Here is a 20,274-nt window from a genome sequence, read left to right as displayed (position 1 = left end):
CCTGCAAGGATGGCTACGCCGCGCAGCAAGCCTATGTGGGGTAGTTCAAGCGCTGATTTATCAGCGTCTGAACTGCCAGCCAGCTACTGTGCTGCTTTTTTTGTTATCACAGATAACAAAAAAGCCGGGAACAAAATCCCAGCTTTTTGTTTGAAACGCCAATCGAATATTAACGCTTACTGAATTGAGCAGCCTTACGAGCCTTCTTCAGACCTGGCTTACGACGTTCCTTCATCCGCGGGTCACGAGTTAACAGACCAGCCTTCTTCAAAGCGTCACGGAAGTCAGGGTCAACGGTGAGCAGGGCACGAGCGATCCCGTGACGAACTGCACCGGCTTGACCGGAGAAGCCACCACCGTTGATGTTAGCGATAACGTCGTATTGACCGTTCGTCTTGGTAACATCAAATGGTTGGTTAACGATAGCACGTAAGTTGGCAAATGGAATGTAGTCTTCGATTGCCTTGCCGTTCATAGTAATCTGACCAGAACCTGGTACTAAGCGAACACGTGCGGTAGCGTCCTTACGACGACCAGTACCTCTGTATTGTACAGTTTGAGCCAATTCCATTCCCTCCTTAGATTAAGTTTGTAATGTCCAATGCTTCAGGCTTTTGTGCAGCGTGCTTGTGGTCTTCACCAGCGTAAACGTGCAACTTTAAGCCCATCTTGTGACCAAGGGAGTTGTGTGGAAGCATACCCTTAATAGCAGTTTCCAATAACTTCTCTGGTTCCTTCGCAAGGAAGTCACCGGCAGTCCGTTGCTTCAAACCACCAGGGTAGTTGGAGTGACGGTAGTACATCTTTTGGGATGCCTTCTTACCAGTTAACTTAACTTGAGCAGCGTTGATAACGATAACGTTGTCACCAGTATCAACGTGGGGAGTAAATGTTGGCTTGTTCTTACCACGCAGGATTGATGCGACGACGGTGGCCAGACGACCCATTGGGACATCCTTAGCATCGACAACGTACCACTTGCGATCAACTTCACCAGGTTTAGCGATGTATGTCGTTCTCACGATTAGTTCCTCCAATTTTGTTTTCTTTTACATATAATAGTGTACCGAGTTATTAGATGGAAAAGAAATACCAAGTGTTAGTATACCTTTTTCCCGATTGTTCGTCAATCGTTTTTAGCCTCATCACCGTAATCGACGCTGACCAGGTAGAGGCCGCTGGCAGGCGCCGTCATCCGGGCTTGGGTCCGGTCTTTCGCCGCCAGCACCCGTTTGACGTCGCTAACTGGCCGCTGGCCGCTGCCAACCTCCAGGAGGAAGGCCACCATGATCCGGATCTGGTTATACAAGAAGCCGTTGCCGGTAAATTCAAAGACGACTTCGTTTTGCGCCGGGTCGCGGTTGACGGTAATCTTTTCCACCGTCCGGACGTTGCTCTTCGCCTGGCTGCCCGAGGCCACGAAGCTCGTGAAGTCGTGTTCGCCGATAAAGTCCTTGGCCGCCAGCCGCATTTTTTCAATATCAACCGGCACCTTATAGTGCGCCGTGTAGTTGCGCTTGAAGGGATCTACAAAGTCCCCCTGGTCAACCCGGTAGCGGTAAGTCTTGCGGTGGGCACTATATCGGGCGTGAAAGTTTTCATCGACCCGTTCGGCCTTCTTCACCAGGATGTCTAACGGCAGCAGACTGTTGAGGGCCTTCCGCATCGCTTCGTCACTCAGCTGGTAGGGAATGTCAAAATGGGCGACCTGGTTGAGGGCGTGAACCCCGGCATCGGTTCTGCCGGAGCCAATCACGCTGACCGGCGGGTCAGGATGCTTCGCGATCTTATTCACCGCGTTCTTTAGCACCTGCTCCACCGTCCGCTTGTGGGGCTGGATCTGAAAGCCCGAGAAGTTGGCCCCATCGTAAGCAAAGGTTATTTTGTAACGATACATTTAGCTTTCCTTTCTAGCAGTTAAAGTGTGTAGCGGAGCACTAACACCGCACCGGCCAGCACCAATAATAGCAGCAGGCTGACCGTATCCCGGCGGTGCCAGTGCAGCTGCCGGTAATGCGTCCGCGGCGCTGCGGGGTCGTACCCCCGCGCTTCCATTGCCGTCGCCAGCTCCTCCGCCCGCTTAAAGGAGTCCACAAATAGTGGGATCAGAATGGGGATCATCCGGGTCAGCCGTTTAATCAGTCCGCCCTCGTCAAGGTTCATCCCCCGTGACCGCTGGGCATTGGCAATTTTAACCGCCTCATCCATGATGGTTGGAATGAAGCGCAAGGCAATCGAAATCATCAGAGTAATCTGGTTGACCGGTACCTTAATGGCCGTTAGCGGCTGCATCAGCCAGGCTAGGGCGTCTGCAATCCGCAAGGTCGGGGTCGTCGCGGTCAAGACCGTCGAAGCCGTGACGATTACCATAAAGCGGAAGAAGATAATCAGCGAATTAACCAGGCCGTCCCGGGTCACGGTAAAGAGCCACCAGCGCCAGTACACCGGACCTCCGGTACTAAACAGAACCTGAAAAGCCACCGTCAGCAAAATAATCCACGCCAGCGGCCGAATGCCCCGCCAATATAGCCGAAAGCCGACCTTACTCATCACCATTGCCGCCAGCAGCGCCGCCGCCAGCAACAGGCAGGTCGCCCAGCTATTGGCAAAGAAGACGAGGACCACGTAACTAATACACAGCAGCAGCTTGGCCCGGGGGTCTAAACGGTGCAGGCGGGAGTTGCCGGGAACGTAAGACCCAAAAACAATTGCGTTAGTCACTGGCCGGGCCCCCTTTCAGCCGCGGGGCCAGCACCGTCGCCAACTGGTCAAGGGTTAGCACTGCTGGCAAGTCAACTCCCCGCCCCCGCAGCTGGTGGGCAATCTGGACTGCGGCAGGCCGGGTCAGCTGGTTGGCCGCCAGCAGCTGGTCATCGGCAAAGAGCCGGGCCGGCGTCGTCGCGGTCACCAACCGGCCGTGGTTCATCACCACCACCTGGTCAGCATAGCGCGCCACCTGTTCCATCTGGTGGGTAATCAGGATGATCGTACGGCCCTCCCGGTGAAATTTAGCAATTAGGTCTAGTAACTGAGCCGTCGACCGGGCATCCAGGCCCGCCGTCGGTTCATCGAGGATCAAAACGTCCGGCTGCATTGCCAGCACGCCAGCAATCGCCACCCGGCGCATCTGACCGCCCGAGAGCATAAAGGGCGATCGCGAGGCCAGTTCTTTCGGCAGACCGACTGCGGCCATCGCTTGCTGAACGGCGGCAGCAACCCGATCTGGGTCCCAGCCCAGGTTTTCCGGGCCAAAGGCGATGTCCTTCGCCACGGTTTCCGCGAACAGCTGCTGCTCCGGAAACTGAAATACAAACCCGACGTGCTGGCGCAGCCGCGCGAGATCCTGGCGGCGGGCAGCCGGACCCACGGTAACCGTCCCCACCGTCAGCTGGCCCGCGGTTGGTCTGATAAGGCCATCAATCAGGGAAACCAGCGTTGATTTGCCGCTGCCGGTATGGCCCACCAGGGCGGTAAAGCTTCCCGCCGCAATTGTTAAATTAACTCCCGTCAAAGCGGACCGCTTGCTGTTAGAATACGCAAACGCAACGTCACTTAGCTTAATTTCCGGCATAACCATTCCACCATTTCATTCGTTGTTAAATATTCTGCCGGGACCGTTACCCCCAGGGCGGCCAGCCGGTCACTCAAGTCTTGGGCCACGGGGATTCCCACCCCCAGGCGGTGCAGCAAGGCGGTTTGACAGAGAATCTGACTAGCCGGACCTTCGTCGGCAATCCCCTGCTGATCCACCACCACGACCTTATCCGCCATCGTCATTTCCACCGGATCGTGGGTAATCGTAACGATCGTCAGTGCCTCTTCTTGGCGCAGCTGGACCAGCAAGTCCAGGACGGTCTGGCGGCCAGCCGGGTCGAGCATCGAGGTGGCCTCGTCTAGGATGATCACCTCGGGTTCTAGCGCGAGAATGCCGGCAATCGCCACCCGCTGCTTTTGCCCCCCGGAGAGGAGGCTGGGTTCGGTTTCCGCTAATTTACTCATCCCCACCCGGGCAAGCGCCTTGTCAATCCGCGCTGCCATCTCTGCGCGCGGCAGCTGCTGGTTTTCAAGACCGAAGGCAATATCATCAGCAACCGTCGCCCCGACAAACTGATTATCAGGGTTCTGAAAGACGATCCCAACTTGCCGGTGGAGCGCCGTTAAGTGGTCTTCGGTCACGGGAAGGCCATTTACCGTAATCCGCCCCTCGTCCGCCACCAGCAAACCATCGATTAGGCGGGCAATGGTACTCTTGCCGCTGCCGTTTTTGCCGATCAGTGTCGTCCACTGACCACGGGGAAGCTGGAGGTTAAGCCCCTTGAGCACCGGTTGGCTGGCCCCAGGGTATGTATAAGTAATGTTTTCTAAATTAATCCCGTCCACGCCGGTAGGTTCCTTTCCAAAGTTAATCCTCTTTATTCTAACAAAGACCGGGTAAACTTACAGGAATTTTGCTGGAAAAGTTAGCAAATTAGGAAATGTTTCCCAAAAGTCAGTTGTAAATTTCCGCCAACCGTTAAATTTTTGCAGTGATTTGGCAGCGATTTCTTATCTATTTACCAGCCGTTATCGGTCGAAAGCCAGCCGTTGGCAGTGATTGTAATTTTCTGTCAAACGGATCCCCCCTTCAGCGTACATTAGGTTATTATTTGACATTTGGTCCAAGAACGGATATACCATAGGCAAGGTAAACATTTCTCGTAATGGCAATCTCTAATTAATGACTTTGTTAATTAAGCTAAAATTATAATTATCATTTTAGCTGGCTTTATAACTATAAAGTCCGGGGTCGGGTGTTTATCAAATCATAAACAGAAAGGAGAAGCTTATGGATAGTAATGGCAAACAAGTCGCCCGAAAGCTAACCTTATTTGGTTTCTTTTCACTCACCGCTTCAATGGTATTGACGGTGTATGAATACCCAACTTTCGCTACCGCCAAGCTGCACTTGGTATTCTTCCTAATCCTTGGTGGAATCTTCTGGTTCCTGCCGGTTGCACTCTGTGCTGCCGAAATGGCCACGGTTAACGGCTGGAACAAGAACGGCGGCGGAATCTTCAGCTGGGTCAAGCACACCCTCGGCGAACGGTGGGGATTTGCGGCCATCTTCTTTCAATGGTTTCAAATCACAGTTGGTTTCATCACGATGATCTACTTCATTTTGGGAGCATTATCGTTCGTCTTTGATTGGCCAGCCCTTAACCAGGTGCCCCTCATTAAGTTCTTCGGGGTCCTGATTATCTTCTGGCTCCTGACCTTCTCACAATTCGCCGGGACCAAGTATACCGCGCGAATTGCCAAGTGGGGCTTTTCGATTGGGATTTTGATCCCGTCGGTTATCCTCTTTATCTTGGCCGTTTGGTACATCGTTAAAGGAGGGCCCTTACAGCTTAGCTTTTCTGCCCGGGCCTTTGTCCCTGACTTTGCTAAGCTCAATACCCTGGTTGTCTTCGTTTCGTTTGTCTTAGCCTACATGGGTGTTGAAGCCTCAGCTTCACACATTAACGAACTGAAGAACCCGAAGCGAAATTATCCGCTGGCAATGTTCATCTTAGTTATCCTGGCAATCTGCTTAGATACCTTTGGTGGCTTTACCGTTGCTGCGGTCGTTCCGGCCAAGGAAATTTCACTGAGTGCCGGGGTTGTCCAGGCCTTCAACTACCTGCTGCTCTACATCAACCCGCACCTGGGCTGGCTCGTCAAGCTGATTGCGCTGATGATTGCCGCCGGGGTAATGGCTGAAATTAGTTCTTGGGTTATCGGCCCGTCTCGTGGGATGTTTGCAACCGCTCAACAGGGAATTCTTCCCCGCTGGTTCCGCAAGACCAATAAGTCTGGCGTTCCGATCCCGCTGATTGTTATCCAAGGAATTATTGTTTCAATTTGGGACGCGGTCCTGACCTTTGGTGGTGGCAGCGATAACGTTTCGTTCTTCGCCGCAATGTCGTTGACCGTAGTTATTTACTTAGTCGGTTACCTGCTGTTCTTCATTGGTTATCTGGTATTGATTTTCAAGAAGAGGCAGCTGAAGCGGACCTATGAAATCCCCGGTGGAACATTTGGCAAGGCAGTCGTTTCAATCTGTGGATTATTAGTTTCCCTCTTTGCTTTCGGTATTTCGTTCGTTCCACCGAGCACTTTGCCAAGATCATCTGATACCGCTTATCTGGGCGTCTTAATCGTCAGCTTTATTATTGCGCTGATACTGCCGTTTATCATCTACGCCTTCCACCACAAGTGGGGCGGACACCATCACAATGATGACCCGCAACACCTTAGTGCCCAGGACATCATTCCAGCAGTACCACCAATTGCTCGTGGTGAGCACCACATTATCCCAGAAGCCGCTTCAGATAAAACTAACGCAGCGGCTGAACCTGCACACAAAAATTAGGAGGTTATTTATCTATGGCTGGATTATATGGTAAAAATAGTAAAGAAACTCGGAACTTTCTTGATCCCATTTTTGGCTCTTATTCTTCCGATCACGCACTTCCTAAGTATCAACTGAACGAAAAGCCGGTTGAACCACGGATTGCCTACCGGATCGTCAAGGACCAGCTCCTGGATGAAGGGAATGCTCGGGAAAACCTGGCAACCTTCTGTCAAACCTACATGGAACCAAACGCAACGAAGTTAATGGCGGAAACAATGGATAAAAACGCCATTGATAAGTCGGAATACCCACGGACAGCTGAACTGGAAAACCGGTGTGTTAACATCATTGCGAACCTCTGGCACGCCCAACCAGCCGAAAACTACATGGGGACTTCCACCGTTGGTTCCTCTGAAGCATGTATGCTCGGGGGCCTGGCAATGAAGTTTGCCTGGCGGGAACGGGCCAAGAAGCTTGGCCTGGACATCCATGCCCACAAGCCAAACCTGGTTATTTCCTCCGGCTACCAAGTCTGCTGGGAAAAGTTTGCGACCTACTTCGACATCGAACTGCGGACCGTTCCAATGGATGAACAACACCAGTCCCTCAACATGGAAAAGGTAATGGACTATGTTGACGAATACACGATCGGAATTGTCGGGATTATGGGGATTACCTATACCGGACGTTACGACAACATCGCCAAGCTGAACGACCTGGTCGAAGCTTACAACAAGACCACCCCTTACAAGGTTTACATCCACGTCGATGCTGCCTCTGGTGGTTTCTACGCACCATTTATGGAACCAGACATCAAGTGGGACTTCCAGCTGAAGAACGTCGTTTCGATCAACTCATCAGGTCACAAGTACGGCCTGGTTTACCCAGGGATTGGCTGGGTACTGTGGCGTGACAAGCAGTTCTTGCCAGACAAGCTGATCTTTAAGGTTAGCTACCTTGGTGGCGAACTGCCAACCATGGCGATCAACTTCTCCCGGAGTGCTTCCCAAATCATCGGTCAATACTACAACTTTGTTCGCTTTGGCTTTGATGGTTACAAGGAAATTCAAAAGCGGACCCACGACGTTGCCGTCTTCTTGTCCAACGAGATTGCCAAGCTGGGCCACTTTGAAATCGTCAATGATGGTTCTGAACTGCCAATTGTCTGCTACAAGCACAAGGCTGACGATGGTGTTGCCTGGACCCTCTATGACTTGGCTGACCGTCTCCGGATGAAGGGTTGGCAAGTACCAGCCTACCCACTGCCAAAGAACCTGGACAACGTTGAAGTTCAGCGGATTGTCTGCCGGGCCGACTTTGGCATGAACATGGCTCACGACTTCATCGAAGACATGAAGCGGGCCATTGACGAGCTGAACAATTCGCACATTGTTAGTCACCAACGGGTTGAGCTGAAGAAGTACGGCTTTACCCACTAACAGCTTAGCTGAGCTGTGAAGATAAGTAGTCTGACGCCCCACAAGCGACTGAAGAAGCCGTTTGTGGGGCGTTTTCTTGTTGTCCAGGGAGTGTGCTGAATAGGGTCAATTTTGCTATTCTAAAGATAAAAATGCAACAGCTCAGTAGCTGGCTGACAGTTCAAACGCTGATAAATCAATATTTGGCTAACTTCAACTAGGCTTACTGAGCGGCGACGGAGGCGGGACGACAAACTATCAAGTTAGTCCTGTCCCACTCTCCATTGTCCTCGCTGCCTAGGTAAACTCATTTAAAATAAAAAATCACTTACCATTGCGGCGCACGGGGTTTCCGCATTCAAGCTAGACTAGGGTTACCCCACCATCGTAACGCTCTATGCCATCAATGATAGTGATTCTTTATTACGTATTTAGTTGGTCGGCAATTAGTCGACGAATTCCAAGATAACCATTGGCGCGCCGTCACCACGACGAGGCATGGTCTTCAAAATCCGCGTGTAACCACCCTTCCGGTCTGCGTACTTTGGTGCAAGTTCTTCAAACAGGTGTTGAAGTGCAGATTGGATCCGAATGTCATCGCCATCTTCCTTAACGTCGGCAACAACATTGCGAATGAAGGCAGCTGCCTTCCGGCGAGAAGCAAGGTCACCGTGCTTAGCAAGTGTAACCATCTTGTCAGCGGTTTTGCGAACTTCCTTTGCACGTGCTTCAGTAGTGGTGATCTGACCATTAACGATCAAATCAGTAGTTAAATCACGTAATAAAGCTTTACGTTGTGAACTTGTACGTCCTAATTTACGGTAACTCATGAACTGGTTCCCTCCTTTGCAATTGGTATCAATTAATCATCCTGGCGGAACGAAACGCCAAGGTCATTTAATTTGAGCTTAATTTCTTCTAATGACTTTTGTCCCAAGTTCCGAACCTTCATCATGTCAGAAACGGTCCGATCGGTCAGTTCCTTAACGGTGTTGATTCCCGCACGCTTGAGACAGTTGTATGAACGAACCGACAGGTCCAATTCTTCAATCGTCATTTCCAGCGTCTTTTCCTTGTGGGTCTCTTCCTTTTCAACCATCACTTGGGCATTTTGTGCCGTTTCAGTCAGGTTAACAAACATTGCCAAGTGTTCAGTTAAAATCTTCGCACCCAAACTAACCGCTTCGGTTGGTGTAATTGAACCATCAGTCCAAACATCCAGAGTCAATTTGTCGTAGTCGCTGCGTTGACCAACCCGCGCATTTTCCACGGTGTAGTTTACACGTTCGATTGGAGTATAAATGGAGTCAATCGGCAGTACACCGATGGCCAAATCTTCCATCCGGGCCTTATTATCATTGGCTGAAAGGTAACCGCGACCTTTATCAGCTGTCATCTTAATGTGTAATTCTGCACCATCAGCGACAGTCGCAATATGCAAATCAGGGTTTAAGACAGACACTTCACTGTCCCCTTGAATATCACCGGCGGTTACTTCAGCAGGTCCCTTCACGTCTAATTCCAAGTCCTTCTGGTCTTCGGAATTAATCTTCAGTGAAACCTTCTTCAGATTTAAGATAATCTGAGTGACGTCTTCGGTAACACCCTTAACAGTGCTGAATTCGTGCAAAACACCATCAATTTGCATGGTGGTAATTGCCGCACCTGGTAGTGAAGCAATGAGGACCCGTCGCAGTGAATTACCAAGCGTCGTCCCGTAGCCGCGCTCAAGTGGTTCTACAACAAACTTGCCGTAGTTATCCGTTTCTTCAACTTTATGAATGTTTGGCTTTTCAAATTCGATCATTCTATCCCTGTACCCCTTTCAAACGTGGTGCGCATTTTTGGCAAAGACAAATTGTGGAAAACAGGTTCCCCACCAAATGTCCATTAAACACGACGACGCTTTGGAGGACGAGAACCATTGTGTGGGACTGGAGTTACATCGCGAATTGCGGTAACTTCCAAACCAGTTGCTTGCAGAGCACGGATTGCAGCTTCACGTCCAGAACCTGGACCCTTAACTTCAACTTCAACAGTCTTCATCCCGTGTTCCATCGCTTGCTTAGCAGCAGCTTCTGAAGCCATTTGGGCAGCAAACGGAGTTGACTTCCGGGAGCCCTTGAAGCCCAAGACACCAGCTGATGACCAAGCAACGGCGTTACCTTGAACGTCAGTAATCATGATCAAAGTGTTGTTAAATGTTGAGTGAATGTGCGCAACACCAGTTTCAACATTCTTCTTTGCACGACGCTTACGCGTACCTTTTTTGGTTGCCATATCTAGTACTAACCTCCTTTTTTATAAAATTAAATTACTTCTTCTTGTTAGCGATGGTTACCGCCTTACCCTTACGAGTACGAGCGTTGTTCTTCGTGTGTTGACCACGAACTGGCAACCCACGACGGTGACGCATTCCACGGTATGAACCAATTTCTTGCAGACGCTTGATGTTCATTGAAACTTCCCGGCGTAAGTCACCTTCCACTTGGATGTTTTCAACTTGACCACGGATCTTTTCTTCCTGGTCCGGAGTTAAGTCACGAACCCGAACATCTTCAGAAACACCGGCAGCTTCCAGGATCTTCTTTGCCGTAGAATCACCGATACCGTAAATATAAGTTAAGCCGACTACGATTCGCTTGTCACGAGGTAAATCGACACCTGCAATACGAGCCATTTAGTGCACCTCCATTCCTATTTAATCAAATTACTTGCCTTGACGTTGCTTGTGCTTTGGGTTAGCAGAGCAAATCACCATAACACGTCCATGACGCTTAACGATCTTGCAGTGCTCGCACATCCGCTTGACTGATGGTCTTACTTTCATTCTTAAAAATCCTCCTAAGAGTTCCTAGATCAACAATTATTACTTAAACCGGAACGTGATCCGACCCTTGGTAAGGTCATATGGAGACATCTCAACCTTTACTCGGTCCCCAGGCAGAATCTTGATGTAGTGCATCCGAATCTTTCCTGAGACATGAGCAAGAATCTCCGCCCCATTTTCCAGTTCAACTTTAAACATCGCGTTAGGCAGGGTTTCAGTAACCTTACCCTCAACTTCAATCACATCGGCTTTTGCCACGAAACGGTTCCTCCTTGCTTAATCAAGAAATTACGTAAAAACGGTGGAAAGCGCACTACTCCCCACTGTCAGCTAGATAAACCTTGCCTAGTTTAGCATAAGTCGCTGCCTAGCGCAAGTTATCAAGCATCATTAGAGACTATTGAGCACTTTCTTGACGTCTGCGTAAACCTTATCGATGTCCTGCTGGCCATCGATCGTGTGCAAAATCCCTTGCTTTTGGTAGTAATCCACCAGTGGGGTGTTCAACTTAATGTTGACATCCAAACGGTTCTTCACCGTTTCTGGCTTGTCGTCATCCCGTTGGTAGAAGTCGTGACCGCCACAGACGTCACACGTCCCTTCTACCTTTGGCGCGTTGTAAATCTTATGATACGTTGCACCGCAGTTGCGACAAATAAACCGGCCGCTTAACCGTTCTACCAACACATCCGGTTCGACGTGAATATTGATGACAGCATCTAATTGCCGGTTACTCTCAGCTAACATCTTATCCAAAGCCGCGGCCTGGTTAAGATTGCGAGGAAAGCCATCAAGCATGAAGCCCTTGGCAGTATCATCCTGGGCCAGCCGTTCCTTGACGATGCCGTTAGTGACTTCGTCCGGAACCAGTTCGCCCTTATCGATGTACTTCTTTGCTTCAATTCCCATTGGCGTTTCGTTTTTAATTGCCGCACGGAAGATGTCCCCCGTCGAAATGTGAGGAATATCGAAATCTTCCACAATCTTTTGTGCTTGGGTACCCTTACCGGCACCAGGCAACCCCATTAAAACAAGGTTCATACTCATTTGCCATTTCCTCCTTCTGGTTCACGAATAAATCCAATATATTCACGCTTCATCGTTAACCCGTTTAACTGACGGATCACATCCAGGGCAATCTGAACGATGATTAACAAGCTGGTCCCACCCAAACCAATCGATTGGCTAAGGTTCCAGACGTTGCTGGCAATCAACGGGATTAAGGAAATCAACCCCAAGAAGAGCGAACCAACCGTACTTAAACGCATTAACAAACCTGAAACAAAAGTTTGCGTTCCCTTTCCCGGCCGAACACCAGAAATGTAGGACCCCTGCTTTTGCAAGTTTTCTGCGAGTTTTTCCGGATTAACCTGAACAAAGGCGTAGAAAAAGGTAAAGACAACAATTAACAACGTATACAAAGCGATCCCCGGACCGGATTGCATATTAAAAATCGTTGTCAGGACTTGGTACCAATTGTCACCACCATGGTTTTGCTGGAAAGCCATTAAAATCGTTTGCGGGGTTGAGATAAAGGAACCAGCGAAGATCACTGGAATAACCCCGGACACGTTAATCTTTAATGGCAGGTAGCTGCTTGATGGTGAAGTGGTTGTCCGACGAGTATACTGAATCGGTAACCGACGTTCCGCTTGTTGGACCCAAGTTACGAACGCCACAATGATTAATAATGCTACAACAACTAACGCAATGAAGCCGATTCCTGACCATAAGGCCGCACCGGATTCTCCTGCAATTTGATCGTCCCAGAGCTGCCGCATCGCGCCGGGCATTTGGGCAACAATCCCGGCAAAGATCAGCATTGAAACACCATTACCAATACCACGTTCGGTAATCATATCCCCCATCCAGGTTGCAAACATCGTCCCCGCCGTCAGAATCAAACCAATTGTCAGGTAAGTCTGCGGATTGGGGTGGTTAACCAATTTAATCGTGCTCAGCGCATTAAAACCGGCGGTAATCCCGATGGACTGGATAAATCCAAGAACAATCGTTAACCACCTGGTTGCTTGATTAAGCTTTCGCCGACCAACTTCCCCTTGCTTACTCCATTCAACAAACCGCGGGACAATGTCCATCTGCAGCAGTTGAACAACAATCTGGGCAGTGATGTACGGGGAAACTCCCATTGCAAATAATGAGTAGTTTTCCAAGCCACCACCGCTAAAGGTATTGAGGATCGATGCTAACCCGGTCGAGGAAATTTCCTGCAAAGCTGCAGCGTTAACTCCAGGAACAGTGATAGCCGCCCCAATTCGGTAAACAATCAACACGAATAAGGTAAAGAGAATCTTCTTCCGAATCTCCTTCACCTTTAACGTGTTTATGACGGCTTTGAACAAATTACATCACCTCAGTTTTACCGCCAGCAGCTTCAATTGCTGAAACCGCTGAAGCAGAAAACTTGTTAGCCTTAACAGTTAACTTCTTTTCCAGCTTACCGTTGCCGAGAACCTTCACACCGCTCTTCAAGTTCTTAACGATTCCGTTTTCAACCAGAACTTCTGGAGTAACTTCAGCGCCGTCATCGAACTTGTTCAGGGCAGTTAAGTTAACGATCGCGTATTCCTTGCGGTTAATGTTGGTGAAACCACGCTTAGGAATTTGCCGGTAGAGTGGCATCTGACCCCCTTCAAAACCAAGACGAGTCTTGCCGTGAGCCTTTTGCCCCTTAGTACCACGTCCTGAAGTGAAACCGTGACCTGATGACAGACCACGACCCTTACGAAGACGCTTTGAACGGGAACCTTCAGCAGGCTTCAATTCATTTAACTTCATTTGGTAGGCACCTCCTTATTATTTAGTTTTTATTACTTAACTTCTTCAATTGAAACTAAGTGTGCAACTTTGAAAATTTGACCACGTGTTGCGGCATTGTCTGGCAGAATGTTGGAACTACCAATCTTGCCTAAGCCCAACGCCTGAACGGTCTTCCGTTGGGTTGGTTCACGGTGGGCAACACTGTGGATTAAGGTAACTTTAACTTTAGCCAAATTCATGCCCTCCTTATTCAGCCAGGTGATCTACTGATACACCACGAAGCTTAGCAACTTCATCAGCGCTCTTCAATTGCTTCAAGCCTTCGAAAGTAGCCCGAACCACGCTGATTGGCGTGTTGGAGCCCAGACGCTTGGAAGTAACATCGGCAACCCCGGCCAGGTCCATAACGTTACGAACCGCACCACCGGCAGCAACCCCGGAACCTTCAACGGCTGGCTTCAGCATGATCTTACCACCGCCGTAAGTACCGATTACTTCGTGCGGAATAGTAGTACCAACGATCGGAACAGTAATCAGGTTCTTTTCAGCAGCAGCTTGCGCCTTACGGATGGCTTCTGGAACTTCTTGAGCCTTACCAGTACCAAAACCAACGTGACCCTTACGGTCGCCGACGATAACAAGGGCAGCAAACCGCATCCGACGACCACCCTTAACAACCTTGGTAATCCGGTTGATAGCAACAACTTGATCGTCTAAGTCCAACTTTGCTGGATCAATGTATTCTGACATTGCAGGTTATTCCTCCTTTTCCTTAGAATTTAAGTCCGTTTTCACGAGCAGCTTCGGCCAAGGCCTGAACACGACCATGGTACAGGTAACCACCACGGTCAAACACAACGTTGTCGATGTTTTGTTCAGCAGCACGCTTAGCAATTAATGCACCAACGCCGCTAGCTTGTTCAGTCTTCGTCTTACCGCTAACTTCGCTGTCGTTGGTGGAGGCACTTGCGAGCGTCACACCCTTTACGTCATCAATTAATTGAGCGTAAATGTTTTTGTTTGAACGGTAAACACTTAAGCGTGGGCGCTCCGCAGTACCAGAAATCTTACCGCGAACGCGCATGTGACGGCGTTGACGGATCTTGTTCTTATCTGGTTTAGTAATCACAACAGTCACCTCTTATTAAATAGTTTAGTTTAATTTGTAAGCAGTAAATTAATCGTTTAAGATTACTTACCAGTCTTACCTTCCTTACGGATGATGTGTTCGTTTTCGTAACGAATCCCCTTACCCTTGTATGGTTCAGGTGAACGAACGGCACGAACTTGGGCAGCAAAATCACCAAGGTGTTCCTTGTTGATTGAGCTTAATTCGATAGTAGTGTTGTCAGGAACCTTAATGTCAATATCTTCCGGCTTGTCCATTTCAACTGGGTTGGAGTAACCAACAGTCAAGATCAGCTTGTTGCCCTTGAATTGAGCACGGTAACCAACACCGACTAACTTCAGGACCTTCTTGTAACCATCAACAACCCCTTCAACCATGTTGTTAACGTTAGCCCGGGTAGTACCGTGAACCATCTTCATCTTGTTAGAATCGTCATCGCGGTCAAACTTAATTACGTTGTCAGCGACCGTCATCTTAATCAATGGTGAGATTTCGCGGGACAAAGTTCCCTTGGGACCCTTAACAGTTACGACGTTGCCTTCTTGGGATACTTCTACACCCTGTGGCAGGTCAATTTCCTTGTAACCAATACGACTCATGCGTGCACCTCCTTACTTTATATAATATATTACCAAACGTAAGCGATAACTTCGCCACCGATTTTCTTGGCGCGAGCTACCTTGTCGGTTACAACACCCTCAGATGTTGAAATAATTGCAATACCTAATCCGTTAAGAACCTTTGGCACAGCATCGGCCTTAACGTAAGTCCGCAGACCCGGCTTTGAAATCCGCTTTAAGCCAGAAATAACGCGCTGACCGTCGTTGCCGTATTTCAAGAACACACGGATGATGCCTTGCTTGTTATCGTCAACATATTCAACATCGCGAACGAAACCTTCATTCTTCAAGATTTCGGCGATGTCCTTCTTCATCTTAGATGCAGGAACCTCAACTGATTCGTGCTGCGCCATGTTGGCGTTACGAATCCGCGTTAAGAAATCTGCAATTGGATCGCTCATAGACATCGATGTTTTCCTCCTTTTGTCGGTGATTTGTTTACCAGCTAGCCTTCTTTAAACCAGGAATTTGTCCCTTGTGGGCAAGTTCACGTAAGCAAATCCGGCATAGGTGGAATTTACGGTAAACTGAGTGCGGACGTCCACAACGTGCACAACGCGTGTATTCACGACTTGAGAACTTCGCTGGACGGTTGCACTTAGCAATCATTGATTTTTTAGCCAATTTGTGGAACCTCCTTATTTAGCAAATGGCATGCCGAGTTGGGCAAGTAATTCGTGTGATTCTTCATCACTTTCAGCAGTAGTAACAATGACTACGTCTAAGCCCCGAACCCGGTTAACCTTATCGTAATCAATTTCAGGGAAAACTAATTGTTCATGGATACCAAGAGTGTAGTTACCACGACCATCAAAGGCCTTGTTGCTTACACCGTGGAAGTCACGAACCCGTGGCAATGCTACGTTGATTAACTTGTCCAAGAAATCATACATCCGTTCACCACGTAAGGTTACCTTGGCACCAATTGGCATTCCTTCACGAAGACGGAAGCCGGCGATGGACTTCTTGGCCTTGGTGATCAATGGCTTTTGACCAGCAATCAAGCCCAATTCCTCAACGGCTTCGTCCAAGTTCTTGGAGTTAGTAGTGGCGTCACCAACACCCATGTTCAGAACGATCTTGTCGACTTTTGGCGCTTGCATCGTTGAAGTGTAGTTGAACTTTTCAATCAATGCAGGACGGATTTCGCTTTCGTACTTAGCTTTTAAACGGTTTTCCATTGGTAATTATTCCTCCTTTCCTCGATTAATCGATGGTCTTGCCAGACTTCTTGGCAACCCGAACCTTCTTGCCATCAACGAACTTGTAGCCAACACGGGTTGGTTCGTTGGTAGAAGGATCAATCAGCATTACGTTTGAAGCATTGATCGCAGCTTCAGTTTCAATAACGCCACCGTTAGGGTTTGCGTTGCTTGGCTTTTGGTGTTTCTTAACCATGTTAATGCCTTCAACGATTACACGGTTTTGGGCAGCGAAGATTTGCTTAACGTTACCTTCTTTACCCTTGTCTTTACCGGCGATAACGCGAACTTTGTCACCTGTTTTAATGAGCATGTTGATTGTGCACCTCCTTATTTTTGGTTAATCTTACAGAACTTCTGGAGCCAGAGAAACGATCTTCATGAAGTCATCGCCACGAAGTTCACGAGCGATTGGCCCAAAAATACGGGTACCCTTAGGGCTCTTATCGTTGTTGATCAAAACAGCGGCGTTTTCATCAAACTTGATGTAGGAACCATCCTTACGGTGCAGACCATGCTTAGTCCGTACAACGACAGCCTTAACAACGTCACCTTTCTTGACAACGCCACCTGGTGTTGCCTGCTTTACAGTAGCAACAATAATGTCACCGATGTTACCAGTCTTCACTCGGGAACCACCCAAGATCTTGATGACCAGGATTTCACGAGCACCGGAGTTATCAGCGACCTTCAACCGACTTTCCTGTTGAATCACGGTTAATGTCCTCCTTCCATTTACAAATAAGAATTAGAATACGAATTTAAGAGTTATCTGCTAATTAAAGGGTAGCAGCCTTTTCGACAACTTTTACAAGACGGAAACGCTTCTTCGCTGACAGTGGCCGAGTTTCCATGATTTGTACAGTGTCGCCGGTCTTTGCTTCGTTGTTTTCATCGTGTGCGTAGAACTTCTTTGAGTACTTAACACGCTTGCCGTAAATTGGGGCACTCTTGTAAGTGTCGATTACGACAGTGATGGTCTTGTCCATCTTGTCAGAAACAACGCGGCCTTGGTAAACCTTGCGTGCATTACGTTCTTCACTCATGCGCTAATCCTCCTTTTCGTATTCTTATTTGTTTAATTCTTGTTGACGAAGAACTGTCTTAACCCGTGCAATATCCTTACGTACTTTCTTAAGGCTTGCAGTGTTTTCCAATTGACCAGTAGCTAGTTGGAAACGCAAGTTAAACAATTGTTCCTTCAATTCCTTTTCACGGTCAAGTAGCTTGTCAGTGGTTAATCCATTCAGTTCTTGTACGTAATCTTTACTTTTCATTAGATTGTCCACCTACTTCCTCACGTTGTACGATCTTAGTGCGAACTGGCAACTTGTGACCGGCAAGACGTAAAGCTTCACGAGCGACTTCTTCAGAAACGCCCCCTACTTCAAACATTACCTTGCCGCGCTTAACTGGAGCAACCCATCCTTCAGGAGCACCTTTACCGTTACCCATCCGGACACCAACACCCTTACTGGTGTAGGAAAGTTGAGGGAAGATCTTAATCCAAACCTTCCCACCACGCTTCATGTAACGAGTCATCGCAATACGAGCGGCTTCGATTTGCCGGTTGCTGATCCAGTGGGAATCAAGTGCTTGCAAACCAAATTCACCAAAGTTGACGGTCTTGCCACCCTTAGCTTCGCCACGCATGTGACCACGTTGAACCTTACGGTGCTTTACTCGCTTTGGTACTAGCATGTTTTACTTCCCTCCTTGTTCATCATCATTTTCATTCTTCTTGGCAGGAAGAACTTCACCCCGGTAGATCCAGGTCTTAACACCCAGAACACCGTAAGTAGTGTTTGCTTCATCCCAAGAGTAGTCAATGTCGGCACGGAGAGTGTGCAATGGAACGGTCCCGTCAGAGTATGATTCAACCCGTGACATATCAGCACCGTTCAGCCGACCTGCGACCTGCGTCTTAATCCCCTTGGCACCGGCACGCATAGCCCGTTGCATGGCACCACGCATTGCACGACGGAAAGCAATCCGTGCTTCCAGCTGCCGGGCGATGCTTTCACCAACCAGGTGTGCATCCAAGTCTGGCTTCTTGATTTCCACAATGTTGATGTGGACACGCTTGCCAGTTAACTTGTTTAATTCCTTACGAAGTGCTTCAACTTCTGAACCACCCTTACCAATGACCATCCCTGGCTTGGCAGTGTGAATTGAAACGTTGACGCGGTTAGCGGCACGTTCAATTTCAACGGTTGATACAGAGGCATCAGCAAGTCGCTTTTCAATGTACTTACGGATCCGAAGGTCTTCGTTCAGGTAGTTAGCAAAGTCTTTATCGGCGTACCACTTTGCAGTCCAATCGCGAATGACTCCGACACGAAAACCATTAGGATTGATCTTTTGACCCACTATTTATTCCTCCTATCGTTCTGTAACAACCACTGTGATGTGACTAGTCCGCTTGTTGATTGGTGAAGCAGAACCTTTGGCACGAGGACGGAACCGCTTTAAGGTTGGTCCTTCGTTGGCGTAGGCTTCGCTAACAACCAATGAAGCACGATCTAAATCAAAGTTGTTTTCAGCGTTTGCAACAGCAGAATTTAAGACTTTTTGAACATCTGAAGCGGCACCACGGCTGGTGAACTTCAGAATAGCGAATGCTTCAGCAACGCTCTTGCCGCGAATTGCGTCTAGAACAAGGCGAACCTTGCGGGCAGGAACCCGGACCATCTTGGCAGTTGCCTTAGCGGAAGTGATGTTTTCAGCCATCTCTTAATTCACCCTCCTTTACTTACCTGTCTTCTTGTCATCAGTTGCGTGACCGTGGAAAGTACGAGTTGGTACGAATTCGCCCAACTTGTGACCTACCATGTCTTCTTGTACGTAAACTGGTACGTGCTTCCGACCATCATAAACAGCAAATGTGTAACCAATGAAGCTTGGGAAAATGGTAGAACGACGTGACCAGGTCTTGATGACCGTCTTCTTTTCAGAACCTTCCTGCTCCTTAACCTTCTTCAGTAATGAAGCATCAGCGAACGGTCCCTTCTTCAAACTACGACCCATTTAGTGTACCTCCTCTCGGGTAATAAACGTAATATATTAACGAGTGTGCGGACCGCGCTTCCGACCACGAACAATGAACTTGTTTGAACGAGCCTTGTGTGAACGGGTCTTCTTACCAACGGTCTTCTTACCCCATGGAGACAGAGGAGATGGTAAACCAACTGGTTGCTTACCTTCACCACCACCATGCGGGTGATCATTAGGGTTCATAACGGAACCACGAACGTGTGGACGTTGACCAGCGTAACGGGTCCGACCAGCCTTACCCTTGATTAAGAGGGCGTGTTCGTCGTTACCAACAGTACCGATCGTTGCCCGGCAGGTCGCCAGCACCATCCGTACTTCACCAGACGAAAGCCGTACCAGGACGTACTTTTCATCCTTACCAAGCAATTGAGCAGAAGCACCCGCTGAACGAGCAAGCTGGCCACCCTTGCCTGGCTTTAATTCAATGTTGTGAATAACAGTACCAACTGGAATGTTCTTCAATGGAAGAGCGTTACCAACCTTGATATCTGCATCTGGACCAGATTGAACAGTCATGCCAACCTTCAAGCCCTTAGGAGCGATGATGTACGCCTTGGTACCATCAGCGTAACCTAGGAGGGCGATGTTTGCAGTCCGGTTTGGATCGTATTCGATCGCCTTAACGGTTGCAGGAACATCATCCTTGATCCGCTTAAAGTCAATGATCCGGTATTGACGCTTAACACCACCACCACGGTGACGAACAGTGATGTGACCATAGCTGTTCCGGCCGGCAGTGTGCTTTAATGGAGCCAACAATGACTTTTCAGGCGTCGTCTTCGTGATTTCAGCGAAGTCGTAACCGTTCATGTTCCGGCGACCGTTAGTAGTAGGTTTGTACTTACGAATTCCCACTATGTTTTCCTC

33 protein-coding genes are annotated in these 20,274 nt (G+C 48.8%); 2 read left to right on the top strand and 31 right to left on the bottom strand.

Annotation, left to right across the window (positions count from 1 at the left end; translation table 11 throughout):
* Positions 1–169: 169 nt before the first annotated feature.
* From rpsI to HMPREF0494_RS06455, 6 genes are all read right to left on the bottom strand, one after another.
* Positions 170–571, bottom strand: a complete 402-nt coding sequence (rpsI, locus tag HMPREF0494_RS06480) for a 30S ribosomal protein S9 (RefSeq protein ID WP_003714520.1) — start codon at positions 569–571, stop codon at positions 170–172.
* Between the two features lie 7 nt (positions 572–578).
* On the bottom strand, positions 579–1,022 hold the full coding sequence (gene rplM / locus HMPREF0494_RS06475; protein ID WP_003714513.1) for a 50S ribosomal protein L13: 444 nt from the start codon (positions 1,020–1,022) through the stop codon (positions 579–581).
* Between the two features lie 104 nt (positions 1,023–1,126).
* Positions 1,127–1,897 (bottom strand): tRNA pseudouridine(38-40) synthase TruA, encoded by a 771-nt coding sequence (truA, locus tag HMPREF0494_RS06470; RefSeq protein WP_007124151.1) that lies wholly within the window; start codon positions 1,895–1,897, stop codon positions 1,127–1,129.
* 20 nt (positions 1,898–1,917) lie between these two features.
* The gene (locus tag HMPREF0494_RS06465; RefSeq protein WP_007124150.1) at positions 1,918–2,721 is read right to left on the bottom strand and encodes an energy-coupling factor transporter transmembrane component T family protein; all 804 of its coding nucleotides are present in this window, start codon (positions 2,719–2,721) and stop codon (positions 1,918–1,920) included.
* Entirely contained in the window at positions 2,714–3,577 is an 864-nt protein-coding gene (locus HMPREF0494_RS06460) for an energy-coupling factor transporter ATPase (protein WP_007124149.1), read from the bottom strand. Before HMPREF0494_RS06460 ends, HMPREF0494_RS06465 begins: the two co-directional genes overlap by 8 nt.
* Complete coding sequence (locus tag HMPREF0494_RS06455; protein ID WP_007124148.1) at positions 3,553–4,380, bottom strand: energy-coupling factor transporter ATPase; 828 nt, start codon at positions 4,378–4,380, stop codon at positions 3,553–3,555. Before HMPREF0494_RS06455 ends, HMPREF0494_RS06460 begins: the two co-directional genes overlap by 25 nt.
* 445 nt (positions 4,381–4,825) lie before the next feature.
* Between HMPREF0494_RS06455 and gadC the strand changes: the two genes are divergently transcribed.
* Together gadC and gad are read left to right on the top strand one after the other, a co-directional pair.
* Positions 4,826–6,391 (top strand): glutamate/gamma-aminobutyrate antiporter, encoded by a 1,566-nt coding sequence (gene gadC / locus HMPREF0494_RS06450; RefSeq protein ID WP_007124147.1) that lies wholly within the window; start codon positions 4,826–4,828, stop codon positions 6,389–6,391.
* A gap of 14 nt (positions 6,392–6,405) precedes the next feature.
* Positions 6,406–7,812, top strand: coding sequence for a glutamate decarboxylase (gene gad / locus HMPREF0494_RS06445; protein WP_007124146.1), 1,407 nt, complete (start codon positions 6,406–6,408; stop codon positions 7,810–7,812).
* A 425-nt stretch (positions 7,813–8,237) separates the two neighbouring features.
* On the opposite strand, the gene rplQ is transcribed toward gad, so the two are convergent.
* The 25 genes from rplQ to rplB all read right to left on the bottom strand — a co-directional run bounded on the left by rplQ (position 8,238) and on the right by rplB (position 20,262).
* On the bottom strand, positions 8,238–8,621 hold the full coding sequence (gene rplQ / locus HMPREF0494_RS06440; protein ID WP_007124145.1) for a 50S ribosomal protein L17: 384 nt from the start codon (positions 8,619–8,621) through the stop codon (positions 8,238–8,240).
* Between the two features lie 32 nt (positions 8,622–8,653).
* Positions 8,654–9,598 (bottom strand): DNA-directed RNA polymerase subunit alpha, encoded by a 945-nt coding sequence (locus HMPREF0494_RS06435; RefSeq protein ID WP_007124144.1) that lies wholly within the window; start codon positions 9,596–9,598, stop codon positions 8,654–8,656.
* 83 nt (positions 9,599–9,681) lie between these two features.
* Positions 9,682–10,071: a 30S ribosomal protein S11 gene (gene rpsK / locus HMPREF0494_RS06430; protein ID WP_003664532.1), complete on the bottom strand. Its 390-nt coding sequence runs from the start codon at positions 10,069–10,071 to the stop codon at positions 9,682–9,684.
* A gap of 34 nt (positions 10,072–10,105) precedes the next feature.
* On the bottom strand, positions 10,106–10,471 hold the full coding sequence (gene rpsM, locus HMPREF0494_RS06425; protein WP_007124143.1) for a 30S ribosomal protein S13: 366 nt from the start codon (positions 10,469–10,471) through the stop codon (positions 10,106–10,108).
* A gap of 30 nt (positions 10,472–10,501) precedes the next feature.
* Complete coding sequence (gene rpmJ, locus HMPREF0494_RS10985) at positions 10,502–10,621, bottom strand: 50S ribosomal protein L36 (protein WP_003714521.1); 120 nt, start codon at positions 10,619–10,621, stop codon at positions 10,502–10,504.
* Between the two features lie 39 nt (positions 10,622–10,660).
* Entirely contained in the window at positions 10,661–10,879 is a 219-nt protein-coding gene (gene infA, locus HMPREF0494_RS06420; protein WP_003664537.1) for a translation initiation factor IF-1, read from the bottom strand.
* A gap of 132 nt (positions 10,880–11,011) precedes the next feature.
* On the bottom strand, positions 11,012–11,668 hold the full coding sequence (locus HMPREF0494_RS06415; RefSeq protein WP_007124142.1) for an adenylate kinase: 657 nt from the start codon (positions 11,666–11,668) through the stop codon (positions 11,012–11,014).
* On the bottom strand, positions 11,665–12,984 hold the full coding sequence (gene secY, locus HMPREF0494_RS06410) for a preprotein translocase subunit SecY (RefSeq protein ID WP_007124141.1): 1,320 nt from the start codon (positions 12,982–12,984) through the stop codon (positions 11,665–11,667). The genes HMPREF0494_RS06415 and secY overlap by 4 nt, the downstream gene beginning before the upstream one ends.
* A 1-nt stretch (position 12,985) precedes the next feature.
* Positions 12,986–13,420 (bottom strand): 50S ribosomal protein L15, encoded by a 435-nt coding sequence (gene rplO, locus HMPREF0494_RS06405; protein ID WP_007124140.1) that lies wholly within the window; start codon positions 13,418–13,420, stop codon positions 12,986–12,988.
* 32 nt (positions 13,421–13,452) lie between these two features.
* Positions 13,453–13,635, bottom strand: coding sequence for a 50S ribosomal protein L30 (rpmD, locus tag HMPREF0494_RS06400; protein ID WP_003714480.1), 183 nt, complete (start codon positions 13,633–13,635; stop codon positions 13,453–13,455).
* A gap of 13 nt (positions 13,636–13,648) precedes the next feature.
* Entirely contained in the window at positions 13,649–14,152 is a 504-nt protein-coding gene (gene rpsE, locus HMPREF0494_RS06395) for a 30S ribosomal protein S5 (protein ID WP_003714463.1), read from the bottom strand.
* A 22-nt stretch (positions 14,153–14,174) separates the two neighbouring features.
* Positions 14,175–14,540, bottom strand: coding sequence for a 50S ribosomal protein L18 (gene rplR / locus HMPREF0494_RS06390; RefSeq protein ID WP_040458865.1), 366 nt, complete (start codon positions 14,538–14,540; stop codon positions 14,175–14,177).
* Positions 14,541–14,593: 53 nt separating this feature from the next.
* Positions 14,594–15,130, bottom strand: a complete 537-nt coding sequence (gene rplF, locus HMPREF0494_RS06385) for a 50S ribosomal protein L6 (protein WP_007124137.1) — start codon at positions 15,128–15,130, stop codon at positions 14,594–14,596.
* Positions 15,131–15,159: 29 nt separating this feature from the next.
* Positions 15,160–15,558: a 30S ribosomal protein S8 gene (rpsH, locus tag HMPREF0494_RS06380; RefSeq protein WP_040458864.1), complete on the bottom strand. Its 399-nt coding sequence runs from the start codon at positions 15,556–15,558 to the stop codon at positions 15,160–15,162.
* A gap of 31 nt (positions 15,559–15,589) precedes the next feature.
* Complete coding sequence (locus HMPREF0494_RS10980; RefSeq protein ID WP_003664547.1) at positions 15,590–15,775, bottom strand: type Z 30S ribosomal protein S14; 186 nt, start codon at positions 15,773–15,775, stop codon at positions 15,590–15,592.
* 14 nt (positions 15,776–15,789) lie between these two features.
* Complete coding sequence (rplE, locus tag HMPREF0494_RS06375; RefSeq protein ID WP_007124135.1) at positions 15,790–16,332, bottom strand: 50S ribosomal protein L5; 543 nt, start codon at positions 16,330–16,332, stop codon at positions 15,790–15,792.
* 25 nt (positions 16,333–16,357) lie between these two features.
* Positions 16,358–16,666, bottom strand: coding sequence for a 50S ribosomal protein L24 (rplX, locus tag HMPREF0494_RS06370; RefSeq protein WP_003714494.1), 309 nt, complete (start codon positions 16,664–16,666; stop codon positions 16,358–16,360).
* A gap of 33 nt (positions 16,667–16,699) precedes the next feature.
* Positions 16,700–17,068, bottom strand: coding sequence for a 50S ribosomal protein L14 (rplN, locus tag HMPREF0494_RS06365; RefSeq protein WP_003714461.1), 369 nt, complete (start codon positions 17,066–17,068; stop codon positions 16,700–16,702).
* A gap of 64 nt (positions 17,069–17,132) precedes the next feature.
* Entirely contained in the window at positions 17,133–17,399 is a 267-nt protein-coding gene (gene rpsQ, locus HMPREF0494_RS06360; RefSeq protein WP_003714501.1) for a 30S ribosomal protein S17, read from the bottom strand.
* A 24-nt stretch (positions 17,400–17,423) separates the two neighbouring features.
* Complete coding sequence (gene rpmC / locus HMPREF0494_RS06355) at positions 17,424–17,630, bottom strand: 50S ribosomal protein L29 (protein ID WP_003714473.1); 207 nt, start codon at positions 17,628–17,630, stop codon at positions 17,424–17,426.
* On the bottom strand, positions 17,620–18,054 hold the full coding sequence (gene rplP / locus HMPREF0494_RS06350) for a 50S ribosomal protein L16 (RefSeq protein ID WP_007124134.1): 435 nt from the start codon (positions 18,052–18,054) through the stop codon (positions 17,620–17,622). The genes rpmC and rplP overlap by 11 nt, the downstream gene beginning before the upstream one ends.
* Positions 18,055–18,057: 3 nt before the next feature.
* Positions 18,058–18,723 (bottom strand): 30S ribosomal protein S3, encoded by a 666-nt coding sequence (rpsC, locus tag HMPREF0494_RS06345; RefSeq protein ID WP_007124133.1) that lies wholly within the window; start codon positions 18,721–18,723, stop codon positions 18,058–18,060.
* A gap of 12 nt (positions 18,724–18,735) precedes the next feature.
* Entirely contained in the window at positions 18,736–19,083 is a 348-nt protein-coding gene (rplV, locus tag HMPREF0494_RS06340) for a 50S ribosomal protein L22 (RefSeq protein WP_003714490.1), read from the bottom strand.
* An 18-nt stretch (positions 19,084–19,101) separates the two neighbouring features.
* Entirely contained in the window at positions 19,102–19,380 is a 279-nt protein-coding gene (gene rpsS / locus HMPREF0494_RS06335) for a 30S ribosomal protein S19 (protein ID WP_003714506.1), read from the bottom strand.
* A 36-nt stretch (positions 19,381–19,416) separates the two neighbouring features.
* Positions 19,417–20,262 (bottom strand): 50S ribosomal protein L2, encoded by an 846-nt coding sequence (gene rplB / locus HMPREF0494_RS06330; protein WP_040458863.1) that lies wholly within the window; start codon positions 20,260–20,262, stop codon positions 19,417–19,419.
* Positions 20,263–20,274: the final 12 nt, after the last annotated feature.

Source organism: Limosilactobacillus antri DSM 16041 (assembly GCF_000160835.1).
Taxonomy (GTDB): domain Bacteria; phylum Bacillota; class Bacilli; order Lactobacillales; family Lactobacillaceae; genus Limosilactobacillus; species Limosilactobacillus antri.
The sequence above is the reverse complement of the archived record's forward strand: the minus strand, read 5'-3'. Positions and strand labels throughout refer to the sequence as shown.

What these genes read in the sequence shown, in the direction of transcription:
- rpsI (WP_003714520.1), bottom strand. Translation starts at nt 571, where the DNA reads ATGGAATTGGCTCAAACTGTACAATACAGAGGTACTGGTCGTCGTAAG.
- truA (WP_007124151.1), bottom strand. Translation starts at nt 1,897, where the DNA reads ATGTATCGTTACAAAATAACCTTTGCTTACGATGGGGCCAACTTCTCG.
- HMPREF0494_RS06460 (WP_007124149.1), bottom strand. Translation starts at nt 3,577, where the DNA reads ATGGTTATGCCGGAAATTAAGCTAAGTGACGTTGCGTTTGCGTATTCT.
- gadC (WP_007124147.1), top strand. Translation starts at nt 4,826, where the DNA reads ATGGATAGTAATGGCAAACAAGTCGCCCGAAAGCTAACCTTATTTGGT.
- gad (WP_007124146.1), top strand. Translation starts at nt 6,406, where the DNA reads ATGGCTGGATTATATGGTAAAAATAGTAAAGAAACTCGGAACTTTCTT.
- rplQ (WP_007124145.1), bottom strand. Translation starts at nt 8,621, where the DNA reads ATGAGTTACCGTAAATTAGGACGTACAAGTTCACAACGTAAAGCTTTA.
- HMPREF0494_RS06435 (WP_007124144.1), bottom strand. Translation starts at nt 9,598, where the DNA reads ATGATCGAATTTGAAAAGCCAAACATTCATAAAGTTGAAGAAACGGAT.
- rpsK (WP_003664532.1), bottom strand. Translation starts at nt 10,071, where the DNA reads ATGGCAACCAAAAAAGGTACGCGTAAGCGTCGTGCAAAGAAGAATGTT.
- rpsM (WP_007124143.1), bottom strand. Translation starts at nt 10,471, where the DNA reads ATGGCTCGTATTGCAGGTGTCGATTTACCTCGTGACAAGCGAATCGTA.
- rpmJ (WP_003714521.1), bottom strand. Translation starts at nt 10,621, where the DNA reads ATGAAAGTAAGACCATCAGTCAAGCGGATGTGCGAGCACTGCAAGATC.
- HMPREF0494_RS06415 (WP_007124142.1), bottom strand. Translation starts at nt 11,668, where the DNA reads ATGAGTATGAACCTTGTTTTAATGGGGTTGCCTGGTGCCGGTAAGGGT.
- rplO (WP_007124140.1), bottom strand. Translation starts at nt 13,420, where the DNA reads ATGAAGTTAAATGAATTGAAGCCTGCTGAAGGTTCCCGTTCAAAGCGT.
- rpsE (WP_003714463.1), bottom strand. Translation starts at nt 14,152, where the DNA reads ATGTCAGAATACATTGATCCAGCAAAGTTGGACTTAGACGATCAAGTT.
- rplF (WP_007124137.1), bottom strand. Translation starts at nt 15,130, where the DNA reads ATGAGTCGTATTGGTTACAAGGAAATTGACCTGCCACAGGGTGTAGAA.
- rpsH (WP_040458864.1), bottom strand. Translation starts at nt 15,558, where the DNA reads ATGTCTATGAGCGATCCAATTGCAGATTTCTTAACGCGGATTCGTAAC.
- rplE (WP_007124135.1), bottom strand. Translation starts at nt 16,332, where the DNA reads ATGGAAAACCGTTTAAAAGCTAAGTACGAAAGCGAAATCCGTCCTGCA.
- rplX (WP_003714494.1), bottom strand. Translation starts at nt 16,666, where the DNA reads ATGCTCATTAAAACAGGTGACAAAGTTCGCGTTATCGCCGGTAAAGAC.
- rpsQ (WP_003714501.1), bottom strand. Translation starts at nt 17,399, where the DNA reads ATGAGTGAAGAACGTAATGCACGCAAGGTTTACCAAGGCCGCGTTGTT.
- rpmC (WP_003714473.1), bottom strand. Translation starts at nt 17,630, where the DNA reads ATGAAAAGTAAAGATTACGTACAAGAACTGAATGGATTAACCACTGAC.
- rplP (WP_007124134.1), bottom strand. Translation starts at nt 18,054, where the DNA reads ATGCTAGTACCAAAGCGAGTAAAGCACCGTAAGGTTCAACGTGGTCAC.
- rplV (WP_003714490.1), bottom strand. Translation starts at nt 19,083, where the DNA reads ATGGCTGAAAACATCACTTCCGCTAAGGCAACTGCCAAGATGGTCCGG.
- rpsS (WP_003714506.1), bottom strand. Translation starts at nt 19,380, where the DNA reads ATGGGTCGTAGTTTGAAGAAGGGACCGTTCGCTGATGCTTCATTACTG.